The sequence below is a fragment of the Streptomyces sp. NPDC006512 genome (assembly GCF_040611935.1).
Lineage (GTDB): Bacteria > Actinomycetota > Actinomycetes > Streptomycetales > Streptomycetaceae > Streptomyces.
Genome location: NZ_JBEXPG010000006.1, coordinates 195080 through 218202 on the forward strand (window position 1 = coordinate 195080; position 23123 = coordinate 218202).

Here is a 23123-nt window from a genome sequence, read left to right on the forward strand (position 1 = left end):
TCACACTTCCTCAGGCTGTGGTGTGGGCGGGGGCGGCGAGCGGGCGGGGACGCAGGCGTCCGTAGGACCAGTCGTCGCCGTGGCCAAGGGAGCGGTAGAGCATGGTGGTTCCGGGGAGCGAGGCGCAGGCGGCGAGGGCGACCTCGGCCTTCAGGGCGCTGTCGGGATCGTCGTGCGGCAGGAGGATGCCGAGCACGGTGCCGCTGTGGGCGCAGGCGATGCCGAGGCCGTCGATGTCGCGGCAGATGCGTTGGAGGGCGGGCAGGGAGGGGCGCGGCATGTGGCGCGCGTTCAGCTCGGCGCTGCGGGTGGCGACGCGGCCCAGGGAGGGCAGGTCCCCGTCGCGGATCGCCTCGCGCGCCCGGTCGAGGAGGCGCGCGTACTCCTGCTGCTCCTCGGCGCTGCGGGCGGTGGCCGCGTGGTTGTGGCTGATGGTGTCGACCTGGCCGCCCTCGTCGTAGGCGATGACGGTCATGGAGGGTACGGTGCCCAGCCGTTCGCGGAGCCGGACCTCGCGGTGGCTGAACGCCACGATCTCGTCGTACATGACGCCGTCGGTGGGCTCGATGTCCCGCAGCAGCGTCTCGATGTCGGCCGGGGTGAAGCGGACGCCCACGGCGTCGGCGACCGCGCGGGCCGTGGCGACGAGGTCGGCCGACGAGCTCGCCATGCCCTTGCCCTCGGGCAGTTCGCTGCCGATGCGGAGCTGGCCGCCGCCGGTGTGGCCGGCGGCGCGCAGGGCCCGTTCGGCCAGCCGGGCCGCCTTGCGCTTGTGGGCGGGGGCCACGTGGATGGACGTGGCGTCCGGCTGGTGGGCGAAGGTCGCGGTGGACCAGGCCGCCACCGGCGAGGTCACCATGAAGTGCTCCCCGGTGCCGGGCAGTACGCCCTGGAGGAGCTCTCCGAACGTACCGAAGGCCCTGCCGACGCCGGCGCTGCGCGTGAGCAGCGCACCCGTCTCCCCGGCCAGTCCCTCAAGCTCCTGTGTGTACGCCTGCACGGTCACCGTTTCCTCCTTCTCCGCCACGCGTGGTCCGGTCGTGGGCCGCCCATGCGGCGCCCAGTCGTTCGAATTCCTTGTCCTGTGCGCGCAGCACGGTCTCGACCGCGTCCGGGCGGGCCGAGCCCTCGGATCGCGGTGCGTGCAGGGCGCGTCGTACGTCGAAGACGCCCGCCAGCACCGATTCCGGCGCCTTCAGGTCGAAGCCGAGCTCTGCCGCGGCCCGCTTCAGCAGGGCCGGGTCGGTCTGGGCCGGGGCGAGGCCGGCGCCGGTGGCTGCGACGACGTACCGGCCGGCGATCACCTGGGCGCGGCGCCAGGGCACGCCTTCGGTGAGGGTGAGGGCGTTGGCCAGGCTGAAGCCGCCGAGGAACTCCTTCTCGCAGGCCGCGGCCATGCGCTCGGTGTCGAAGCGAACGTGGTCGAGTACCGCCGTGGCGAGGCGCAGGACGCTCCCGAAGGTGTCGAAGGCGACGGAGAGCTGTGAGCCGGCTTCCTTGGAGACCTCGACGGAGTTGGAGAAGGCCGTGTTGCGCTGGCCGAGGACGGCGTCCAGGTGACACGAGGCCAGGTGGGCGGACCTGCCGCGGATCCGTTCGAGGACGGGGTAGTTCTTCTTCTGCGGCATGGCCGAGGAGATGCCGGAGAGCTCGTCGGGCAGGTCCAGGTAGCCGTAGGCGCTGCTGCCCCAGGCCATCAGGTCGGTGGTGAAGCGGCTGAGCGCCACCCCGAAGACGCCGAACTCGGCGGTGATCTCCAGGGCCCAGCCGCGGTAGGCGACCGAGGTGAGGGCGAGGGGCTGGACCCGGCCGAAGCCGAGGAGGGCGGCGAGCCGGTCGCGGTCCCAGGGGAGTTCCTGGCCCGCCATGGCGCCGGCGCCGAGGGGGCAGGCGTCGATGCCGTCGTACGTGGCGAGCAGTCGGCGCGCGGTGTGCAGCACCTGCTCCGAAAGGGCCGCGAGGTAGAAGCCCGGCGAGATGATCTGCGCGGCCTGGAGGTGGGTGTAGCCGGGCATGGGGTCGTCGGCGTGGCGGGCGGCCAGGCGGTGTGCGGCGCGGCCGAATTCCAGGAGCGTGCCGGCGGCTTCGACGAGGCGGGCGCGGCCGTTCATCAGCTGGGCACAGGACTGGAGGTCGTTGCGGCTGCGGTCCACGTGCCAGGCGGCGATGGGCTCGGCGAGCCGCGCCTCGACGTGGCGTTCCAGGGAGAAGGCGATGTCGGACATGCTCGCCTCCCGGCCGGCCAGGAGTTCCTCGCGGGTCGCCGAGCCGAGCAGGCCGTCCAGTTCGGCGGCCTGGTCGGCGGTGACGAGACCCATGCGCAGGTACTCGGCGACCAGGGCCTGCTCGATGGCGATGTAGTGCGGGAGGAGGTGGTCCGCCTCGTATCGGAACTGGGGGTCGAGGACTTCCTCCCGCAGCAGTTCGCTCGGCCCTCGGCCGATGCGTCCGCTCAGCGGGAGCGCGTCGCTCGCACCGGTGTCGTGGTCGGGGTGCACCTGGAATCCGTTTCTCTCGTCGGGGGCGGGGATCGGCAGAGCGCCGCTGTCGTGCCGTGCCGCGCGGTTCGGGCCGCGTCCGGGTGGGGGGAGGGGCCGGCTTCGGGTGGGGCCCCGGCCGGTGGGGTGCGTCGTGGGGGCGTGGGGGTGACGTGGGGGGCGGGTCGGTGCGCGGTTACGTGCCGGCCGGGACGGGGACGGGGGCCGGCTTGGGGGTCTTCTCGTGGCCCCAGATCCGGGGCGAGTTGCTGATCGCGGCGGTGGCGATCAGGCCGGTCAGCAGGACGCCGCCGACGAGCGACCAGGAGGCGACCGGGCCGATGCCGCTGACGAGCGGCAGGAAGATCAGCGGGGCGAGGACGACGCCGAGGTTGAAGTGGGCCGTGTAGAAGCCCATGTTGCGGACCCGGAGGCGGTCGGGGGTGATGGCGCTGATGTGGTCGGGCATCACCGGGTAGACGATCATCTCGCCGACCGTCCAGACGGCCGTCGCGACGAGCAGCAGCCAGGTCTGGTACGAGCCGAAGCCCATCAGGACGAAGCCGACGATCGCGCAGGCGTAGCCGATGAGGAGGCTGGTGCGGCGGGTGAGGTCGAGCATCGCGTGGTTGAGGGCGATCTCGACGGTGAGGACCAGGAAGGCGTTCACCGCGAAGATCGCGCTCGCCCAGGCGGCGGACTCGCCGAGGACGTGGATGACGTAGACGCTGGCGACGGTGGACGGCAGGGCGTAGGCGAGGTGGATCGGGGTCGTCACCGCGATGAAGCTCCAGAAGCGCACGCCGTCCCGGCCCGGCCCGGCGTCGGCGACGCCGGTGGCGGTGGTGTCCTCGGTGGCGTCGGCGGCGGAGCCCGCGGTGATGCGGGCGCGGGCCAGGATGAACGCGGAGACCACGTAGCCGATGGCGGTTCCCCAGGGCAGCAGGCCCGGGCTGACGTTGAAGAGGATGCCGGCGATGACCGGGCCGATGCCCATGCCCAGGTTGATGGCGAGGCGGACCGCGGAGAAGGCGAACCGGCGCTGGGCCTCCGGCATGACCCGGGCGACCAGGGTGTAGGCGATCGGGTTGACCAGCTCGTAGCAGAAGCCCCAGAGGGCGGTCAGTACGGCGAGCATCCACAGCTCGGTGGTCATCGCGATGACCAGGACGATCACGGCCACGCCGGCGAGGCCCATGACCGCGAGCCGCTGTTCGCGGACCCGGGCCGCGAGGGCGCCGCTGGCGACGCCGGCGATCAGGGCGCCGACGCCGAACATGCCGACGACGAGGCCGATCACCTCGACGGACAGGCCGTGCCGCTCGGTGGCGAGGTAGACCCCGTAGAAGGGGTACAGGACGACGGCGCTGCGCGAGAGGGCCACCGTCGCCAGGAGGCCGGCGATCGGCCGCAGGCCCGCGATGTTCTCGCGCAGTCCGGGCTTGTGCGGCGCGGCGGTCTGCGGAGCGGACATCACACCACTCCGCAGGCGACCCGGGAGCGGACCGGCCGGACCTCGTACAGCGACTCGCGGACGGACTCGATGAACCGGTAGTCGGCGTCGACCGTGGCCTGGTCGGGAGCGGTCAGGAAGACGCGCAGCGGGCTGGTGAGCAGGTCCTCGGTCGGGACGATGACGTCGCCGGGCCGGCGCTTGACGACGAGGTCCACGACGGAGGGCAGGCGGCGGATCTCCTCGACGAGGGACCGGTTGACGGAGAGGACCTCGCCGTGGAGGACCGTGGGGGCGTTGTACACGACCGCGGGCTGGTGCTTGCGGTAGACGCGGTCGGCGTACTGGGCGAGGAAGCGGTCGGGGCGGGCGTAGGCCATCGCGGTGAGGTCGGCGCTGTTGGTGCCGAGGCAGGCGTCGTGGAAGGCGGGGTGCAGGTGGCCGTTGACGCGGGCGCCGACCTCGACGAGGGCGGGTCCGTCCGCGGTGATGATCACCTCGGTGTGGGCCGGGCCGTTGTCGATGCGCAGGACCTTCAGCATGGCGCGGGTGTAGTCGATCAGTGCGACGGCGACCGGGTCGGCCGGGTCGATGAGGATGTCGCGGTTGTAGATGGGCTTTCCGTTGGGCAGCACGCGCTTCTCGTACTGCCAGACGCCGCAGGCGTAGGCGCGGCCGTCGACGCTCACGGTGTCGACGATGTACTCCGTGCCCTCCAGGAAGCTCTGGACGAGGACCTCGGTGTTCGTGCCGTTGAACACGGTGGTGCTGCCGAGGATCGAGGGGAACGCGGCGCGCAGCGCGTCGGCGTCGCGGCAGATGAAGACCCCGTCCGTGGACGCGGAGGACAGCGGTTTGGCGACGCAGGGCCAGAAGCCGCTGTCCGCGGCCCAGGCGACGGCCTCGTCGGCGTCGCGGGTGACCAGCTGGGCCGCGGTGCGCAGTCCGGCGGCGGACACCGTCTCGATCATCTTGTACTTGTTGCGGCGGGCCTCGGAGAGCCCGGTGCCGTTGGTGCGCAGGCCCAGGGCCTCGCTGAGCTGGTCCGCGAGGCGGACGCCCGGCTCCTGGCCGGGGATGACGAACGCGGGCTGGAGCTCCTTGAGCGCGAGCTCGGTGCTTCCGTCCGGGTAGTAGGTGAGGCCGTCGACGTAGCTCGACCGCTCCCAGGTCTGCATGCGGGCGATCTTCTCGGGCGAGCCCTGGAGGTGGACCACGTCGATCCCGTACTTGTTGAAGGCGGCCGGCAGGTAGTTGCCGGTGCCGTACGCGTCGACCAGGACGCCCACGGGGCGCTCGCCGGCCCCGGCCGCCGCTTCGCCGGAGGGGTTCCACGGCTCGGACCGCACGCCTTCGGACAGTTCACTCATCAGGTCCTCACAATCCTTTGGATCGATCCCTTGGATCGGCAGATGACCAACAGTTGGCGACGCCGGCCGAGCGGATACCGGGCTTCGGCACCGTGGGGCGAACGACCAGCCACACGAAGAAAAAACCAACCATTTGGTTTTGTCAAGACGGTTCCAGACCGGGAATCCGGGGGCCCGGAGCGGCAATTCCGGACCGGTCCGCGAGGCGCTGGCCGGATTCCAACTCCCAGCCTGGAAAGGGAAATTGGAGGAACCCGCACGCCAAGGGCAAGGAGTGCCCCCGGCGGGTCCGGCGCCGGCGTGGCCGGGTACGTACGCGCCGGGCAGCACCGCGTTGCTCGAAGTGCCCTCCGGATGGCACTTTCGGGCAGCTGCGAAAGAGCGGTTCTCCAGTCACTCTCCGATCCACATCGCAGGTGAACGCGCGTTATCACCTTGCCTGTTGGGGGTTGATCGTCCACCTGGTGGACAGTGGGGGCGAAAGCCGGACAGGGCCGCGGAGGGATTCCGCCTGACCCGGCGGACGGGAAGGGCCAGGTCATCCGAGGGGTGCGGGAAGTCCGCCAACACATGCCTGAAACAAAAGACTTATGGGATCCGGCCACGCCACCGAAAGGCCGATTGACAAAACAGCCCAGTTGGTTTGTTATAGCGGTCGTCTGGTCGCGGAACGCCGCGACGGCAACTGCGCGGACTCCTGCTCAACGGACCGGGATGTGACTCGCTGAGCGGGCGATGAACCGGAAGCAGACGGCTTCGGAAGGATCAACCATGCTCACACAGGCGCCACCGAACGACGTGGCCACACGACTCGCCGTGGACATCCGGCGATTGGTCATCGAGATGAGCGCTTCGCCCAACGGCGTCCACATCGGCGGCAGCATGTCGATCGCCGACCTGCTCGCCGTCCTCTACGGCGAGGTGCTGCGGCAGCCGGCCGGCGAAGCGTCCCCGGGCGACCGCGACTACCTGATCCTGAGCAAGGGACAGGCGTCCGCCGGGCTGTACGCGGCGCTCGCCGCGACGGGCGTGATCCCGGAGTCGGAGTGCGCGACCTACGCCGAGGAGGGCAGCCGGCTCGGCGGCCACCCGATGAAGCGCCTGCCCGGCGTCGAGTTCTCGACGGGCGCGCTGGGCCACGGGCTCTCGCTGGGCCTGGGCGTCGCCCTCGCCGGACGCCGCTACGGGTACGACAAGCGGGCCTTCGTGATCCTCGGCGACGGGGAACTGCAGGAGGGCTCCAACTGGGAGGCGGCCATGGCCGCGGCCCACCTCGGGGCCGACAACCTCATCGCGATCGTGGACCGCAACAGCTGGCAGATCAGCGGCCGCACCGAGGACACCATGGCGCTGGAGCCCCTGACCGACAAGTGGGCGAGCTTCGGCTGGCGCGTCCTCACCATCGACGGACACGACCACGAGCAGATCAGGAAGGCCCTGGACGGGCCCGTGGAACCGGGCCGGCCGACGGCCGTCATCGCCACCACCGTCAAGGCCCGGGGCGTCCCCGGCCTCCAGGACACCAAGAAGAGCCATTCCGCGACCCTCGGCCAGGACGCACGGCGGATGGCGCTCGCGGCACTGGAGAGTGAGCAGGAATGAGCACGGACATCGCCACCCACCGCTCCGTGGCGGAGGTCTTCGACCACGTCTGGGAGAACCGTTCGACGATCCAGAGCCGCGACGCCTACGCCATGATGCTGCTCGCCCTCGGCCGCGAGAACCCGCTCCTGGCCTGCCTCGCCACCGACATGGACTACGAGGACCACTTCGCGAAGGAACTGCCACGCCAGTACGTGGACCTCGGCATCGCCGAACAGAACATGATCGGCGTCGCCGCCGGCATGACGGTGGCCGCGCGGCCCGTGTTCGCCAACGGGATGAGCCCGTTCGCCATCGCCCGCGCCTTCGAACAGATCAAGATCGACGTGGCCGGGGCGAACCTCCCCGTGAAGATCGTCGGCACGCACGCCGGTCTCGCCTCCGGCCACTACGGCCCGACCCACCACTCGCTGGAGGACATCGGCGTCACCCGGATGCTGCCGAACATGACGGTGGTGGCGCCCGCCGACGCCTGGGAGACCGTCCAGGCGACGGTGGCCCTGGCCCACGACCCCGGCCCCGCCTACATGCGGCTCGGCCGGATGGCCACCCCCACCCTCTACGACGAGCCCACCGAGTTCGTCCTCGGCAAGGCCCGCGTCCTGCGGGAGCCCGGCCGGGTCCTGTTCGTCGCCACCGGCCCCTACCCGAACCTCGTCGCCGCCGAGGCCGCGCGCGAACTCGCCACCAAGGGCATCAGCGCCGGACACCTGAACATGCACACGGTCAAGCCCCTCGACCGGGCAGCCCTCCTCGACGCGAGCGCCGTCGCGGAGGTCGTCGTCACCATCGAGGACCACCGCGCCGTCGGCGGCCTCGGCGGGGCCGTCTGCGAGGTCGTCGCCGAGATCGGCGGCCCGCCCGTGCGGCGGATCGGCGTCCCCGACATCCACTACGACCTCGTCGGCGGCGAGCAGTACCTGCTGGACCACGCCGGGATCAACGTCAGCAACGCGATCACCCAGGCACTGGACGTCCTGGCATGACGAACGCCGACGCGCACGTTCCCGCATCGGCCGCGTCCCGGCGTCCCATGCTCGCCGTACTGGCCGGAGCCGGCTTCATCGCCGCGTCCGCGCCCATGGTCCGGCTCGCCGACACGACCGCGGGCATGGCGGCCTTCTTTCGCTGCGCCCTCGCCGTACCGGTCCTCTGGGCCCTGATGGTCGCCGACCGCAAGCGGGCCGGCCGCCGGCCGCTCCCCCGCAAGGCGCGCTGGCTCGCCCGTCTCGCGGGCCTCGCGCTCGCGGGCGACCTCATGATGTGGAGCCACACCATCAACGCCGTCGGCGCCGGCCTGGCCACCGTCCTCGGCAACCTCCAGGTGCTGTTCGTCGCCCTCATCGCCTGGGCGGTGCTCGGCGAACGGCCCGCCCGGTCCCTGATGATCGCCCTGCCGCCGATGCTGGTGGGCGTGGCGCTCATCGCCGGAGTGTTCGGCAGCGACACCTACGGTGCCAGCCCGGCCCTCGGAGTGCTCCTCGGCACCGGCACGTCCCTCTTCTACGCCGGCTACATCCTGATCCTGCGTGCCGCCGGGAAGACCACCGCGAAGAGCGGCGACGTCGGCATCATCGCGCCCCTCTACGAAGCGACCCTCGGCGCGGCCGTCGGCGCCGGGGTCGTCTCCCTCCTCATCGGCGACGCCCACATCGAGTCACCGTGGCCGTCCCTGGGCTGGCTGCTCCTGCTGGCCCTGTCCTCCCAGGTGGTCGGCTGGCTGCTGATCTCCCGTTCCCTGTCCGCCCTGCCCGCGGCGCTGACCAGCACCCTGCTCCTCGTCCAGCCCGTCGGCGCGGTCGCGCTCGGCGCGGCCGTCTTCGGTGAGGACCCCTCCGCCGAGCAGCTCGTCGGCGTCGCGATCCTGCTGGCCGGGGTTCTGATGGCGACCCGGGGCAGCGGGGGCCCGTCCGCACGCGGAGCGCGTACCCGGCGCGCACGGCGCGGCGCCGGGGCCGCCCGGACCACGGCTCCCGCGGCGGCGCCGGACGCCCCGCCCGCGCCGGAGCCCGCGCCGGAACCCGCGCCAGCGGCCGCGGCGCCTCCGGCCGGCCTTCCCGTACAGCGCGAACGTCCCCAGCTCCCCGACGACGCCGCGGCGCAGCCCAGCGGTGTCGCCTCGACGGCCTGAGAAGGAGAAGCCCGGTGCACAGCCCAGTAGCACCCGTACCCGCGCCCGAGCAGACGATCCGCGTCCTGAAGTTCGGCGGCACCTCGATGGGCACCACACCCGCGCGCATGCGGACGGTGGCCGAGCGGATCGCCCGCATCCACGCCGCGGGACACCCGGTCGTCGTCGTGGTCTCGGCACGCGGCTCCACCACCGACGAACTCGTGGCGGACGCACGGTCGACCTCGACCGCGCCGGCGGCCCGGGAGATGGACCAACTGCTCTCCACCGGCGAGGTCGCCTCGGCGGCCCTCCTCGCCATCGCCCTGCACGGCATGGACGTACCCGCCACCTCCCTGACGGGCGCACAGGCCGGGATCGCCGCCTTCGGCCACCACGGGGACGGCCGCATCTCCGACATCGAGTGCACCCGGCTCCGTGACGTGCTCCGCAGCGGCACGGTCGCGGTCGTCGCCGGCTTCCAGGCCGTCGACGCCTCGGGCAACGTGGTCACCCTCGGCCGCGGCGGATCCGACACGACGGCCGTCGCGCTCGCCGCCGCGCTCGGGGCGACGACCTGCGAGATCTACACCGACGTGGACGGCGTCTACAACGCCGATCCGCGGATCGCCCCGGACGCCCGGCTGCTGCGCACGATCGGCAGCGGCGTCATGGCCGAGATGGCCTACTCCGGGGCGCGCGTGCTCCACCCGCGGTCCGTCGAACTCGCGGCGCGGGCGGGCGTGAGCATCCACGTGCGTTCGGCGTTCTCCGACGCGCCCGGCACCACCGTCATTTCCGATGAAACTGGAGGAGAAGTGCTCGAGAACGCCCAGCCCGTCACCGGCATCGCCCATGACACCGACGTGGCCCGCGTGGTGATCCACCCGGGCAGCCTGGCCCACCGCGGGCTGGAGCTCTTCGCCGCCCTCGCCGAGGCCTCCGTCGCCGTGGACCTCGTCGCCCGCGTCGGCGACCGGGACATCGGCTACGGATGGGACTTCACCATCGCGCGCGGCCACGTGGAGGCGCTCCGCGAGGTGCTCGCCCGGCTGGAGTGCGAGGCCGACATCCACGAGCGCGTCGCGAAGGTGTCCCTCGTCGGAGCCGGCCTGCTGAGCCAGCCCCGGACCACGGGCCGCATGCTGGCCGCGCTGGGCGAGGCGGGCATCGAGGCCTACTCGGTGTCGACCTCCCAGGTCCGTACGTCGTTCACGCTGGCCAAGGCCCACTGCGGGCGGGCCGTGGACCTGCTGCACCGCGAGTTCCAGCTGGACCGGCCCCTGGAAGCGGTCGAGCACGCCGTAGCCGTGTAGCCCGGGCGGCCGCGGTGACCTCCTCCCGGCGCTCCGACACCGCACGATGAAGGCCCAGGTCGGTGACCTGGGCCTTCGCCATGGGCCGTCGCGACGGGTTTTCGCCCTGGGCCTTCGCCCCGGGCCTTCGCGACGGGCCGGGGCCGGGCCGGATCGGGTCCGGCCGGGGCCTCAGTGGTCCAGGGGATTCGCCGCGATGCGCTTCGCCGCGCCGCCCGCGACGTAGGCCGCGGCGGCGCACTGCGGCTTGCGCACGGCCTGGTCCTCGACCAGCCCGAGGAAGGCCGCGCCGAAACCGAGGCGCGGGTACGCGGCCAGCAGCCCGGCCGTGAACTCCGGGTCGAAGTCGGTGACGCGCAGCCCCGAGACGTCGGCGCTGGTGCCCACCTGGAGGAGGTGGCTCTCGGCGTCCTCGGCGGCGTCGACGTCGTCCCGCATGTGCAGGACGATCACCTCTTCCGCCCGTGCCCGCCGGGCCGGCGCCCAGCCCAGCCCGGCCGTGAACATCCGGGCCACGTGCCCGCCCGCCTCCTCGAAGGGCAAGGTGTGGCTGTCGAACGGCGCGGTCAGGCCCAGGTCGTGCAGCAGGGCGCTGACGTAGAGGAGTTCCGCGTCGTACGCGATGCCGTGCACGCGCGCGTGCTCGGCGGCGAAGGCGTAGGAGCGGACGGAGTGGTTGAGCAGGGCCGCGTCCGCGTACTCCGAGGCGATCTCGAAGGCGGAACGGGCCGGGCCGGAGTCAAGGTTGTGAAGGGTCCACGTCATGGCCGCACCCTAGGCGGTGTCGTCGACGTCGTGTCGTCACCCGTGCGCCCGGGGTGCCTGGGGTGTCCGGGGTGCCTGGGGTGCCCGGGTGAAGTCCACTTCCGACGGGGGCTCCCCCGGCCAGTTCAGCCGGGCCGGCTGCGGCCGGGTCTCGGCGAGGACGCTGCCGCGCGAGACAACGTACCGGGGCCGGACCTGACGGCGGACGGCTTCCTCGGGCGTCGGGGCGGGAAGCAGCACGAAGGACGCGGGGGCGCCCTCCCGGATCCCGTACTCGGAGGCGTCGAGCCCCAGGACCCGCGCCGCACGGTCCGTCACCATCGAGAAGGCGAGCGGGATCTCGTCCGCGCCGGTCAGCTGGGCGGCGTAGACGCCGACGAGGGCGGTCTGGAGCGGGTTGGCCGTGCCCAGCGCGTTCCAGGGGTCCATCACGTCGTCGTGGCCGAAGGCGACGTTGACCCCGGCCGCCAGCATCTCCTTGACCTGGGTGAGGCCGCGCCGCTTGGGATAGGCGTCGAACCGGCCCTGGAGGTTGAGGTTGGCGAACGGGTTGGCGACGAGGCTGATGCCCGAACGCGACAGCAGCCGCTGGAGCTTGAAGGCGTAGGCGCCGTTGTAGGAGCCCATGGCGGTCGTGTGCGAGGCGGTCGCGCGGTCGCGCAGGCCCGAGCGCAGGGCCAGGGTCGCCAGCGTCTCCACGAAACGGGACTGCTCGTCGTCGATCTCGTCGCAGTGGACGTCGACGCGCAACCCGTGTTCCTCGGCCAGCGAGAAGGCGGTCCGCAGCGAGGCGATCCCGTCCTCGCGGGTGTCCTCGAAGTGCGGGATCGCGCCGACCACGTCCGCGCCGCGGGCCACCGCCTCGCGCAACAGCGCCGCACCGCCCGGGAAGGAGACGATGCCCTCCTGGGGGAAGGCGACGATCTGCACGGTCATGACGTCCCGGACCCGGTCGCGGACCTCCAGCAGCGCGTCGAGCGCGGTGAGGGAGGGGTCGGTGACGTCGCAGTGGGTGCGTACGTGCAGCACGCCGTTGGCGGCCTGCCAGCGCAGCACCTCGGTCGCCCGGCCGATCACGTCCTCGCGGCTCAGGGTCTTCTTGCGCTCGCTCCAGCAGGCGATGCCCTCCCAGAGGGTGCCGGAGGCGTTCGCGCGCGGCTGCCCGGCCGTCAGGGCGGTGTCCAGGTGGATGTGGGGCTCGACGAAGGGGGCGGTGAGCAGACCGCCGTGCGCCTCGATCAGCACGCCGGTCGCGGGCGGTTCCTTCTGGTCGTCGTACGGGACCACGCGCGCGATCCGGCCGTCCTCACCGACCTCCACGTCGGAGAGGCCGTCACCTGGTGTGTGGAGCAGCCGGGCACCCCGGACGATCATCCGCATGCGGCCAGCGTACGCACGCGTCGTCGTGTTTCACGTGAAACAAGCATGCGGGAGCGGAGGGCTTCAGCCACGCTTCGCCTGGGCCTTCTGCTGCATGCCCCGCGTCTTCGCGGCGATCGACTGGACGTCCCTGACCGCCGCCTTGGCACGTGCCTCGGCCGCCGTGTTCTTCGCCATCGCACGCTCGGAATCCTGGTGGCCGTGGTGACCGGTGCGCGCCTTCTTCGCCATGATCAACACCCTCTCGAAAGCGATCGGCGTACGCCCACCACCTTGCGCCCGTTCCAGCCGGTCGGCATCTCGACGCGTCACCACCGCCGGTACGGCAAGAATGGAGGGCATGACCAGCGACAGCGACCTGACCCCCGGCGACGCCCACGGAACGCGAGAGATGCCCGACTGGGAGAAGCGGTTCCGGGCCCCGCGCGTCGGCCTGCCCGACTGGGCCGAGGACGCCCCGGACCGCTCGCTCTTCGTCTCGAACGCGACCGGCACCTACGAGCTCTACGCCTGGGACCGCGCCACCGGCTCCCAGCGGCAGGCCACGGACCGGCCCAACGGCACCACCGACGGCACCCTCTCCCCCGACGGCGAGTGGATCTGGTGGTTCTCCGACACCGACGGCGACGAGTTCGGCACCTGGGTCCGGCAGCCCTTCGCGGGCGGCCCCGACGAACCCGCCACCCCCGGCCTGGAGCCCTCCTATCCCGCGGGCCTCGCCATCGGCCGGGACGGCACCGCCGTGGTCGGCCGGTCCACGGACGAGGACGGATCGACGATCCACGTCGTACGGCCCGACGGCAGCGCCCCCGCCGTCATCTACCGGCACCGCGAATCGGCCGGCGTCGGCGACCTCTCCCGCGACGGCACCCTGATCGCCATCGAGCACACCGAGCACGGCGACGCCATGCACTCGGCGCTGCGCGTGGTCACCCTCGACGGAGCCACCGTCGCCGAGCTCGACGACTCGCGGGACGGCACGCAGGAGCTGGGCCTGGAGGTCCTCGGCTTCGCACCCGTCGCCGGGGACACCCGCCTCCTCGTCGGCCACCAGCGGCGCGGCCGCTGGGAACCGATGGTCTGGAACGTGACCACCGGCACCCAGGAGGACCTCGCGATCGATCTGCCTGGCGACGTCAGCGCCGAGTGGTACCCGGACGGGTCCGCCCTGCTCATCGCGCACAGCTTCGAGGCGCGCAGCGAGCTGTGGCGCTACGACCTGGCCGCGCGGGAACTCGTCCGGGTGGACACGCCCCCGGGATCGGTGTCCGGAGCGACGGCCCGCCCGGACGGCACCGTCGAGTACCAGTGGTCCTCGGCCGCCGAACCGGCCTCCGTACGCTCCACCGCGGGCGGCGTCGTCCTCGACCCGCCCGGCTTCCGGCCGCCCGGCTCGGTGGCGGTGGAGGACGTGTGGGTGGAGGGTCCCGGCGGGCGCATCCACGCCCTCGCCCAGCGCCCCGTCGGCCACGGCGACGGACCCTTCCCCACCGTGTTCGAGATCCACGGCGGGCCCACCTGGCACGACAGCGACTCCTTCCTCGCCACCCCGGCCGCCTGGCTGGACCACGGCTTCGCGGTGGTCCGCGTCAACTACCGCGGCTCCACCGGCTACGGCCGGGAATGGACCGACGCCCTCAAGCACCGCGTCGGCCTGATCGAGCTGGAGGACATCGCCGCCGTCCGGGAATGGGCCGTGACCTCCGGCCTCGCCGACCCGGCCCGCCTCGTCCTGTCCGGCGGTTCCTGGGGCGGGTACCTGACCCTGCTCGGGCTCGGCACCCAGCCCGACGCCTGGGCCGTGGGCCTGGCGGGCGTACCCGTCGCGGACTACGTCACGGCCTACCACGACGAGATGGAAGCCCTGAAGTCCCTCGACCGCACCCTCTTCGGCGGCACCCCGGAGGAAGTCCCCGAGCGTTTCGAGGCCTCCTCCCCGCTGACGTACGTCGACGCCGTCAAGGCTCCCGTCCACATCGCCGCCGGGGTCAACGACCCGCGCTGCCCGATCCGCCAGATCGACAACTACGTCGACCGCCTCGCCGCCCGCGGCGCGGTCCACGAGGTGTACCGCTACGACGCGGGACACGGCTCGCTGGTCGTCGAGGAGCGCATCAAGCAGGTCCGCATGGACCTGGAGTTCGCCCTGAAGCACCTCGGGTGAGGAGCTCCGCCTGAGGGGCTCCCCGCCCCCGGGGCCGCCGGGACCGGGTCCGGCCCGAGCCCCGGGGGCCGGGCGGGACCCGGCCCCCCGTACCGTGGTGGCGTGCACCGGTTTCTCCTGACCCCGCGCTGGTGGGGGATCAACGTCTTCGTCGCGCTCGCCATCCCCTTCTGCCTGTTCATGGGGTCCTGGCAGCTCGGCCGCTTCGAGGACCGCGTCGGCAGCCACCGGGAGGCGACCGCGGAGCGGCCCGCCGACCAGGCGCCCGCCCCGCTGGACTCGCTGCTGCCGGTGGACACGGAGACCTCCGGACGCCTGGCGTCCACCGCCGGGGAGTACGGCCGCCAGCTCCTGGTCCCCGAGCGCAGGCTCGACGGCCGCGACGGCTTCTACGTGCTGACCCTGCTGCGCACCGACTCCGGCAAGAGCGTCCCGGTCGTACGGGGCTGGCTGCCGGGGGCCGCGGACCCGGCGAAGGCCCCCGCACCGCCGGCCGGCCGGGTCGAGGTGACCGGCGCCCTGCAGTCCTCGGAGAACTCCGGGACCAAGGGCGTGCACTCCCAGGGCGGGCTGCCGGAAGGGCAGCTCGGGGTGATCGGGTCGGCCACGCTGGTCAACCTGGTGTCCGACCCCCTCTACGACGCCTGGCTGACGGTGCAGACACCCGCGGACGGGATGGCGCCGGTGCCCGCGAAGGCGCCGAACAACACCGGACTGGACCTGAAGGCCTTCCAGAACCTCGGCTACACCGGCGAGTGGTTCGTCTTCGTCGCCTTCGTGCTCTTCATGTGGTTCCGGCTGTACCGCCGCGAGGTGGAGACCCTGCGGGACGCCGAGGCCGGCCTGCTGCCGCAGGAAGCCGCGGCCTCGGACGCCGCCGACGACGACGTACCGGCCGCCGCCTCCGCTACGGCGCGGCCTGCGGAATGATGCCCGTCCGGTAGACCGTCCCGCCGCAGGCCGCCGGGATCGTGGTCTGCGTGACCGGGGCCCCCGCCACCGGCGTGCCGGGCGTGTGGGACACCTCCACACCGGCCGGGTCCGGTGCCGTCGTACCGCTCAGCGGGTCCACCGCCGCGTCCGTACCGGCCGCTGCCCGCTCCTGGTCCGCGGCGCCCGCCGGGGCCTGCGCCGGGCCGCCTTGTTCTGCGGGCTTGGCGGAGGGGCCGGGAGTCGCGGCCGGGCAGGACTGCGCCGAGGGCACCCAGGCGAAGCGCACCTCGTAGGCGGCGTTCGGCTGGAGCACCACCATCGGCGTCTCGGCCGACGGGTCGGGGAGCAGTCCGCTCGCCGGGTCCCCCTCCGTGTGGGACGTCACCGCCACCGCGGGCCCCTGCGCCGGCGGGGTCGTGGCCAGCGAGGCCGCCGTCACCGTGTCCGGGCCGGTGACCGTGCACCCGCGCGCCGAGACGTTGGTGACCTGGAAGCTGCCGTACACCTTGCCGTCGCTCTCGGGGGCGCGGGCGCTGCCCCGCACACCCAGTTGCTCGCCGGTGCAGGCGGGCGCGCCGGGAGCCGCCACCGGGGGCTGCTGGGCCGGGCCCGGGCCGGTGCCCGTCGTCGCGCCGGCGGTGGCTCCGGTACCGTCCGGGCCGGCCGTGACGCCACCGGACGGGGAGCCGCCTGCCTGGGGGGCCGGCCGGTCTCCGGTGCCGTCCTGCGGGGCCTGGCCGACGGACCGGGTCGACTCAGGCTGGGCCCCGGCTCCGGCGCCGTTGTGGCGCGGCTCCGAGGGGTCTCCGCTCTTGCCCTTCTGCGCCTCGCCGTGCCCGGCCATGGCCGGGCGGTCGGTGGTGGTTCCCTGCTCGCCGCCGAGGTGCAGGGCCGCCGGGATCGCGGTCCCGGCCAGCAGGGCCGCCGCGGCCGCCGCGACGAGGGCCTGCCGTTTGCGGGCCCGGCGGGCCGGCACGGCGTGGCGCAGCCGCTCCAGCGCGCCCTCGGCGGGTTCCAGGCCCTGTACGGCCCCGGCCAGCAGGCTGCGTAGCGCCTGTTCCTCACCGGCCGGCCCGGCCTGCCCGGCCGGGTCCGTGCGATTGTTCCGGTCGTCCGTCATGACTGCGCAGCCTCCATCGCCACCCTCAGCGCGGCAATGCCCCGCGAACCGTACGCCTTGACCGAGCCGAGCGATATGCCGAGCGTCTCGGCCACCTGGACCTCCGTCATGTCCGCGAAGTAGCGCAGCACCAGGACCTCGCGCTGGCGGCGCTGGAGTCCGCGCATCGACTTGATCAGGTCGTCGCGCTCCAGCTGGTCGTACGCGCCCTCCTCCGCGCTCGCCATGTCCGGCATGGGCTTCGACAGCAGCTTCAGCCCGAGGATGCGGCGGCGCAGCGCGGAGCGCGAGAGGTTCACGACGGTCTGGCGGAGATAGGCCAGGGTCTTGTCCCGATCCCGGACCCTGTTGCGGGCCGAGTGCACGCGGATAAAGGCCTCCTGGACCACGTCCTCGCAGGAGGCCGTGTCGTCGAGGAGCAGGGCCGCCAGGCCGAGGAGCGAGCGGTAGTGGGCCTGGTAGGTCTCGGTGAGGTGGTCGACCGTGGTCCCGGCTACGACCGGCTGCGCGGCGGCCGCCTCGGCTCCCGCGGCTCCCGCGGCAGCCGTGTCCGCCGCGCCGTCACGCGGCGAGGGCACGCGGCCGCCCGGGGTCGGCAGGGCGGAGGGCGTGGCGGGCGGGGCGCCGGCCGGCGGGACGGGAACGATCACGGGGAAGCCGCCGGGTGTGCCGGTGCGCCGCCGCGACGGGACGATACCGGTGCGTGCGGGTACGACGGCGAAGTCGAGCAATGCCTCTGCCACGCCCGTATGACACGCGTCCCCCCGTCAGGGTTGTACGCGTGGGGCAGAGTCCTTCGCGATTTTCCCGTTGCCCTCATGCGTACCCGCTCTTCCCGGTTGCCCCGTTTGTCCAGGCGGCAGTCGGGCCATCACCTTGATCAAGGGATCGCCACCGATCCTACAAAGCGATTTACGCGAATTCACCTGCGATCAGTTCCGAGATCTGGGCGGCGTTCAGGGCGGCGCCCTTGCGCAGGTTGTCGGCGCACACGAAGAACTCCAGCGAGCGGGTGTCGTCGAGCGAGCGCCGCACCCGTCCCACCCAGGCCGGATCCGTCCCGGCCGCGTCCGCCGGGGTCGGGAACTCCCCCGCCGCCGGCTCGTCGACGAGGACCACCCCGGGCGCGGCCTCCAGGATCTCCCGGGCGTGCACCGCGTCCACCTCCCGCTCGAAGCGGGCCCGTACGGTCAGGGAATGCGCGGTGACGACGGGAACCTGTACGCAGGTCACCGCGACCGGCAGCGCCTCAAGGTCCAGGATCCGCCGGGTCTCCGCCCGTACGGCCAGCTCGTGCGAGGACCAGCCGTCCTCGCGCAGCTCACCGGACCAGGGCACGACGTTCAGCGCGAGCGGGGCCGCGAAGGGGCCGGTGTCCTCACCGACGGCCCGGCGGACGTCCCCGGGCTGCTCCCCGAGGGAGCTTCCGGCGACGAGCGCCAGCTGACGGCGCAGGGCCTCGGTGCCGGCCCGGCCGGCCGCGCTGGCGGCCTGGTACGAGGAGACGGCCAGGTCGGCCAGCCCGTACTCGGCGTGCAGCGCGCCCAGCGCGGCGATCATCGCGGCGGTCACGCAGTCGGGGCCGGCGACGATGCCGCGCGGCCGGATCCGTACGGCGCGGCCGTTCACCTCGGGCACCACCAGGGGCACCTCGGGGTCGTCCCGGAAGGCGGCGGACTGGTCCACCACGACGGCGCCGCGCGCGGTCACCACGGGGGCCCAGCGCGCCGAGACCTCGTCCGGGGTCAGGAAGAGCACGACGTCGCCCGGCCCGAGGCCGTCGAAGGCGTCCTCGGTGAGGGCGATCACCTCGGTCTCCTCCCCGCGCACGGCCAGCACGCGGCCGGCCGAGCGGGAGGAGGCGATCAGGCGTATGTCGCCCCAGACGTCCGCCCGCTGGGACAGGATCTGGAGCAGGACCGAACCGACCGCTCCGGTCGCCCCGACCACGGCGAGCGCCGGGCCGGAGGACCGGGGCTGGTTCATCGTCCGGTGCCGCCGTAGACGACGGCTTCGTCGCTGTCGGAGTCGAGTCCGAAGGCCGTGTGCACGGCGCGGACGGCCTCGTTGACGTCGTCCTGGCGGGTCACGACCGAGATGCGGATCTCGGAGGTGGAGATCAGCTCGATGTTGACGCCCGCGTCGGACAGCGCCTGGAAGAACGACGCGGTGACGCCCGGGTTCGTCTTCATGCCCGCGCCGACCAGCGAGATCTTGCCGATCTGGTCGTCGTAGCGCAGCGAGTCGAAGCCGATCTGGCCCTTCGCCTTCTCCAGGGCGTCGATGGCCTTGTGGCCCTCGGCCTTGGGGAGGGTGAAGGAGATGTCCGTGAGGCCCGTGGAGGCCGCCGACACGTTCTGGACGATCATGTCGATGTTGATCTCGGCGTCCGCGATGGCGCGGAAGATCGCCGCGGCCTCGCCCGGCTTGTCCGGGACCCCGACGACCGTGATCTTGGCTTCGGAGACGTCGTGCGCGACTCCGGAGATGATGGCGTGCTCCACCTGCGCGTCCCCTTGCGGATTCTCGTTGCTGACCCAGGTGCCCGGCAGTCCGGAGAAGGACGAGCGGACGTGGATCGGGATGTTGTAGCGGCGCGCGTACTCGACGCAGCGGTGCAGCAGCACCTTGGAGCCGGAGGCCGCGAGCTCCAGCATGTCCTCGGAGGAGATCCAGTCGATCTTCTTGGCCTTCTTCACGACGCGGGGGTCCGCGGTGAAGACGCCGTCGACGTCGGTGTAGATCTCGCAGACCTCGGCGTCCAGCGCCGCGGCCAGCGCCACGGCGGTGGTGTCCGAGCCGCCGCGGCCCAGGGTGGTGATGTCCTTGGAGTCCGCGGACACGCCCTGGAAACCGGCGACGATGGCGATGTTGCCCTCGTCCAGCGCGGTGCGGATACGGCCCGGCGTCACATCGATGATGCGCGCTTTGTTGTGGACCGAGTCGGTGATCACGCCCGCCTGGCTGCCGGTGAACGACTGGGCCTCGTGGCCCAGGTTTTTGATCGCCATGGCCAGCAGGGCCATGGAGATCCGCTCTCCGGCGGTCAGCAGCATGTCGAACTCACGCCCGGCAGGCATCGGTGATACCTGCTCGGCGAGATCGATCAGCTCGTCCGTAGTGTCGCCCATCGCGGAAACCACGACGACCACCTGGTGGCCGTTCTTCTTGGCATCCACGATCCGCTTGGCGACGCGCTTGATGCCCTCGGCATCGGCTACGGAGGAGCCTCCGTACTTCTGCACGACAAGGCCCACGTGCGCTCCTCGCTCGGTCCGTCTCATTTCCGGTGCAGTCTAACGAGCGGCCGGGATACGACCGCTCCGTGCCACATCATGAGACGAAAAGATCATCGGACCGGTTGCCCCGCGGGCGCCGCGGGGCACCCTCTCAGGTACGTCCCAGCCCGCCGAGTTCCTCCGCCATGACCCGCCCGGCCTGCTCCGCGAGGTCGTCCTCGGTCAGGTCCTCGTCCGTGTCCAGGCCGTCCAGGGCGGCCAGCGGCTGGTCGAGCCGGACGTGCGAGATCAGCGACTGGAGGGCCCGGAGCGTGGCCGAGGCCGTCGGACCCCAGTTGGTGAAGTACGAGAACTGCCACCACCACAGCGCCTCGGTGATCCGGCCCGCCTGGTGGTGGATGAGGCCGTGCCGCAGATCGGCGACCACGTCCGCCAGGTCGTCGGAGATCCGGTGCGGGACCGGGGCCTTGCGCGGCTCGTACGGGTCGAACACCTCGGAGTAGACGTCGACCGGCTCCAGCATGATCGCGAACCGCTCGCGCAGGTCGTCCACGTCCGGCTCCGGGCCCAGGTCGGGCTCGTAGCGCTCTTCGGGCAGGACGTCCTGGTACGCGCCCAGCCGGCCGCCCGCCAGCAGCAGCTGGGACACCTCCAGCAGGAGGAAGGGAACGGCGCTGTCCGGGTCCTCGCCCTTGGCCACCTCGGTGACCGCGACGATGAACGACTCGATCTGGTCCGCGATCGAGGCGGCGAAGTCGTCCGGGTCCTGACCCAGGGCGTGCAGCGTTGCGTCAGACATCGAGAAGTCGCCTTCCTTCAAAGGCCCGCCCCAGCGTGACCTCGTCCGCGTACTCCAGATCTCCCCCGACGGGGAGCCCGCTGGCCAGGCGGGTGACCTTGAGGCCCATGGGCTTGATCATGCGGGCGAGGTAGGTGGCGGTCGCCTCGCCCTCCAGGTTCGGGTCGGTCGCCAGGATCAGCTCGGTGACCGTGCCGTCCGCCAGGCGCGTCAGCAGCTCGCGGATCCGCAGGTCGTCCGGGCCGACGCCCTCGATCGGGCTGATCGCGCCGCCGAGGACGTGGTACTTGCCCCGGAACTCACGGGTCCGCTCGATCGCGACGACGTCCTTCGGCTCCTCGACCACGCAGATGACCGTGGTGTCGCGGCGCGGATCGCGGCAGATGCCGCACCGCTCCTCCTGCGCCACGTTCCCGCACACCGCGCAGAACCGGACCTTGTCCTTGACCTCCAGCAGCGCGTGCGCGAGGCGGCGGACGTCGGTGGGCTCGGCCTGCAGGATGTGGAAGGCGATCCGCTGCGCGCTCTTGGGCCCGACGCCGGGCAGCCTGCCCAGTTCGTCGATCAGCTCCTGGACCACGCCTTCGTACAACGGACTGCCTTCTCTCGGTCGGGTTTCTCGGTATGGGGGATGTGCCGGACTGCGAAGGAACGGCTAGAACGGCAGGCCGGGGATGCCGCTGCCGCCGCCCAGCATCTGGGCGAGCGGGCCCATCCTCTGCTCCTGGAGCGCCTGCGCGTTCTCGTTGGCCGCCTGCACCGCGGCGACGACCAGGTCGGCCAGGGTCTCGGTGTCCTCCGGGTCCACGGCCTTCGGGTCGATCACCAGGGCCAGCAGTTCACCGGAACCGGTGACGGTCGCCTTGACCAGCCCGCCGCCGGACTGGCCCTCGACCTCGGCCCGGGCCAGCTCCTCCTGGGCCGCGGCGAGGTCCTGCTGCATCTTCTGGGCTTGCTGGAGCAGCTGCTGCATGTCGGGCTGGCCACCACCGGGAATCACTGGGCACTCACTCCGTCACCGTCGGAACGCTTGGTCAATCCGAGCCTACGTGCTCCCCGCGCGCCGCGCCCTACGCCGGGAGGACCAACTCTTTCGAGTGAGAGACGGGACGTGCACGGACCTGATGGGGCCCTCCTTGCGGGCGGAAAACCGGGGATTCGTCGTCCATCGCGTGTCATTCGAAGGTAGGAAGAGCATGCGCACCATTACGCACACGCGCACCACCACACGTCAGCGCAGGCAGAGGGAGTGCCGGGTGAGTCAGCCGGAGATGCAGCCCGAGGGGCCACCCCGGGATCCCGCAGAGGACGGCGACGGCGACCTGACCGGCCGGCCGTTCCCGCTCGGGGACTGGGGCGAACCCGCGGAGCGGCTCGACGAGCTCTACCGGCGGGTGGAGGCGGACGCGCTGCGCACCGCCGAGTGGTACCTGTCCGACCGGGCGTGGAAGCGCCGGGGCGCGCGGGCCCTGCGCGCGGGCGCGGCCGCGGGCGCCGTCACGGGCGCCGCGATGCCGCTGCTGGAGCTGACGGGCTCGACCCCGGGCGCGGCCTCCTACGGGTACCTGTGCCTGCTGCTCGCGGCCGCCTGCCTGGCCTGCGACCGGTTCTTCGGGCTCACCTCGGGGTGGATGCGGGACGTGGCGACGGCGCAGGCGGTGCAGAGGCGCCTCCAGACGCTCCAGTTCGACTGGGCCTCCGAGAACGTACGGGAGGTCCTGGGCCCGACCGAGGGCACCGCGAGCGAGGCCGCCGAGCGCTGCCTGACCGTGCTGCGGCGCTTCTCGGAGGACGTGACGGAGCTCGTGCGCTCGGAGACCGCGGACTGGATGGTCGAGTTCCGCGCGGGCCCGGCCCCGCTGGTGATGCAGTCCCTGGCCGGCTCCCCGGGCCGCCCCGACCCCGGCATCCCCCCGACCCGCTTCCCCCTCCCCCCGGGCACCCGCCCGAACATGCCCCGCCAACGCCCCCCGGAACAACCCCGCTGAACCCCGCCCCACCACTACCGGTACGAGCGGGCTCTGGCCTGCCCCGCCCCACCACTGCCGGTACGGGCGGCTCCGGCCTGCCCTGCCCCGCCGGCACATGCGTGCCCCGGGCTCGCCGCCCACCCCCACCGGTGCCGGCACGTGCGTGCTCCGGCCTGCCTTGCCACTCCGGCCTCGCCCGCCGGCGCGCGTACTCCGGGCTCGCTCCCACCCCAGCCCCGCCGGTGCAGGCGGGCCGGGCTCGCCAGCCACCGCAGGCCCCGCCGGCGCGCGGGCTGCGGCTTCGCCGCCGACCCCAGCCTCGCCGGTACAGGCGGGCCCCGGGCTCGCCGCCCCATCCCAGCCTCGCCGGCGTTTGAGGCGCGGGGGTCCGGGGGCGGAGCCCCCGGCAGCGGCGCCGCACGCGC

The 23123-nt window shown here is 72.7% G+C and carries 21 protein-coding genes; 7 read left to right on the forward strand and 14 right to left on the reverse strand.

Annotated elements, in window-relative coordinates; translation table 11 throughout:
* Positions 1-10 precede the first annotated feature (10 nt).
* The 4 genes from ABZZ17_RS06925 to ABZZ17_RS06940 all read right to left on the reverse strand — a co-directional run bounded on the left by ABZZ17_RS06925 (position 11) and on the right by ABZZ17_RS06940 (position 5300).
* Positions 11-1006 carry a kinase gene (locus tag ABZZ17_RS06925; RefSeq protein WP_356872815.1) on the reverse strand — a complete coding sequence of 332 codons (996 nt, stop codon included), beginning with the start codon at positions 1004-1006 and terminating at the stop codon, positions 11-13.
* The gene (locus ABZZ17_RS06930) at positions 975-2498 is read right to left on the reverse strand and encodes a lyase family protein (protein WP_356872817.1); all 1524 of its coding nucleotides are present in this window, start codon (positions 2496-2498) and stop codon (positions 975-977) included. The genes ABZZ17_RS06925 and ABZZ17_RS06930 overlap by 32 nt, the downstream gene beginning before the upstream one ends.
* A gap of 175 nt (positions 2499-2673) precedes the next feature.
* Positions 2674-3951, reverse strand: a complete 1278-nt coding sequence (locus ABZZ17_RS06935; RefSeq protein ID WP_356872819.1) for an MFS transporter — start codon at positions 3949-3951, stop codon at positions 2674-2676.
* Positions 3951-5300 carry an ATP-grasp domain-containing protein gene (locus ABZZ17_RS06940; protein WP_356872821.1) on the reverse strand — a complete coding sequence of 450 codons (1350 nt, stop codon included), beginning with the start codon at positions 5298-5300 and terminating at the stop codon, positions 3951-3953. The genes ABZZ17_RS06935 and ABZZ17_RS06940 overlap by 1 nt, the downstream gene beginning before the upstream one ends.
* Positions 5301-6071: 771 nt before the next feature.
* Here ABZZ17_RS06940 and ABZZ17_RS06945 point away from each other — a divergent pair.
* The 4 genes from ABZZ17_RS06945 to ABZZ17_RS06960 are packed head-to-tail and all read left to right on the forward strand — an operon-like array spanning position 6072 to position 10328.
* Positions 6072-6902, forward strand: coding sequence for a transketolase (locus ABZZ17_RS06945; protein WP_356872823.1), 831 nt, complete (start codon positions 6072-6074; stop codon positions 6900-6902).
* On the forward strand, positions 6899-7888 hold the full coding sequence (locus ABZZ17_RS06950) for a transketolase C-terminal domain-containing protein (protein ID WP_356872825.1): 990 nt from the start codon (positions 6899-6901) through the stop codon (positions 7886-7888). Before ABZZ17_RS06945 ends, ABZZ17_RS06950 begins: the two co-directional genes overlap by 4 nt.
* Positions 7885-9033, forward strand: coding sequence for a DMT family transporter (locus tag ABZZ17_RS06955; RefSeq protein ID WP_356872827.1), 1149 nt, complete (start codon positions 7885-7887; stop codon positions 9031-9033). The genes ABZZ17_RS06950 and ABZZ17_RS06955 overlap by 4 nt, the downstream gene beginning before the upstream one ends.
* Positions 9034-9047: 14 nt before the next feature.
* A complete protein-coding gene (locus ABZZ17_RS06960; protein WP_356872829.1) occupies positions 9048-10328 on the forward strand; it encodes an aspartate kinase in 1281 nt (426 codons plus the stop codon).
* A gap of 171 nt (positions 10329-10499) precedes the next feature.
* On the opposite strand, the gene ABZZ17_RS06965 is transcribed toward ABZZ17_RS06960, so the two are convergent.
* The 3 genes from ABZZ17_RS06965 to ABZZ17_RS06975 form a co-directional block, all read right to left on the reverse strand.
* Positions 10500-11093, reverse strand: coding sequence for an HD domain-containing protein (locus tag ABZZ17_RS06965; RefSeq protein WP_356872831.1), 594 nt, complete (start codon positions 11091-11093; stop codon positions 10500-10502).
* A gap of 36 nt (positions 11094-11129) precedes the next feature.
* Positions 11130-12473: a cytosine deaminase gene (gene codA, locus ABZZ17_RS06970; RefSeq protein ID WP_356872833.1), complete on the reverse strand. Its 1344-nt coding sequence runs from the start codon at positions 12471-12473 to the stop codon at positions 11130-11132.
* 63 nt (positions 12474-12536) lie between these two features.
* Entirely contained in the window at positions 12537-12704 is a 168-nt protein-coding gene (locus ABZZ17_RS06975) for a hypothetical protein (RefSeq protein ID WP_356872835.1), read from the reverse strand.
* A 109-nt stretch (positions 12705-12813) separates the two neighbouring features.
* On the opposite strand from ABZZ17_RS06975, the gene ABZZ17_RS06980 reads away from it, so the two are divergent.
* A complete protein-coding gene (locus tag ABZZ17_RS06980; protein ID WP_356872836.1) occupies positions 12814-14637 on the forward strand; it encodes a prolyl oligopeptidase family serine peptidase in 1824 nt (607 codons plus the stop codon).
* 102 nt (positions 14638-14739) lie between these two features.
* Positions 14740-15567 carry an SURF1 family protein gene (locus ABZZ17_RS06985; protein WP_356872838.1) on the forward strand — a complete coding sequence of 276 codons (828 nt, stop codon included), beginning with the start codon at positions 14740-14742 and terminating at the stop codon, positions 15565-15567.
* On the opposite strand, the gene ABZZ17_RS06990 is transcribed toward ABZZ17_RS06985, so the two are convergent.
* From ABZZ17_RS06990 to ABZZ17_RS07020, 7 genes are all read right to left on the reverse strand, one after another.
* Positions 15545-16690, reverse strand: coding sequence for a hypothetical protein (locus ABZZ17_RS06990; RefSeq protein WP_356872840.1), 1146 nt, complete (start codon positions 16688-16690; stop codon positions 15545-15547). The genes ABZZ17_RS06985 and ABZZ17_RS06990 overlap by 23 nt on opposite strands.
* Positions 16687-17433 carry a SigE family RNA polymerase sigma factor gene (locus ABZZ17_RS06995; RefSeq protein ID WP_356872842.1) on the reverse strand — a complete coding sequence of 249 codons (747 nt, stop codon included), beginning with the start codon at positions 17431-17433 and terminating at the stop codon, positions 16687-16689. Before ABZZ17_RS06995 ends, ABZZ17_RS06990 begins: the two co-directional genes overlap by 4 nt.
* A gap of 169 nt (positions 17434-17602) precedes the next feature.
* On the reverse strand, positions 17603-18676 hold the full coding sequence (locus tag ABZZ17_RS07000; RefSeq protein WP_356872844.1) for an aspartate-semialdehyde dehydrogenase: 1074 nt from the start codon (positions 18674-18676) through the stop codon (positions 17603-17605).
* Entirely contained in the window at positions 18673-19947 is a 1275-nt protein-coding gene (locus tag ABZZ17_RS07005) for an aspartate kinase (protein ID WP_356872846.1), read from the reverse strand. The genes ABZZ17_RS07000 and ABZZ17_RS07005 overlap by 4 nt, the downstream gene beginning before the upstream one ends.
* Positions 19948-20080: 133 nt before the next feature.
* Positions 20081-20728, reverse strand: a complete 648-nt coding sequence (locus ABZZ17_RS07010; RefSeq protein ID WP_356872848.1) for a DUF5063 domain-containing protein — start codon at positions 20726-20728, stop codon at positions 20081-20083.
* Positions 20721-21320: a recombination mediator RecR gene (recR, locus tag ABZZ17_RS07015; protein ID WP_356872850.1), complete on the reverse strand. Its 600-nt coding sequence runs from the start codon at positions 21318-21320 to the stop codon at positions 20721-20723. Before recR ends, ABZZ17_RS07010 begins: the two co-directional genes overlap by 8 nt.
* A 63-nt stretch (positions 21321-21383) precedes the next feature.
* Entirely contained in the window at positions 21384-21728 is a 345-nt protein-coding gene (locus ABZZ17_RS07020) for a YbaB/EbfC family nucleoid-associated protein (RefSeq protein WP_356872852.1), read from the reverse strand.
* Between the two features lie 256 nt (positions 21729-21984).
* Here ABZZ17_RS07020 and ABZZ17_RS07025 point away from each other — a divergent pair, with 256 nt between their 5' ends.
* Positions 21985-22716: an SLATT domain-containing protein gene (locus ABZZ17_RS07025; protein ID WP_356872854.1), complete on the forward strand. Its 732-nt coding sequence runs from the start codon at positions 21985-21987 to the stop codon at positions 22714-22716.
* Positions 22717-23123: the final 407 nt, after the last annotated feature.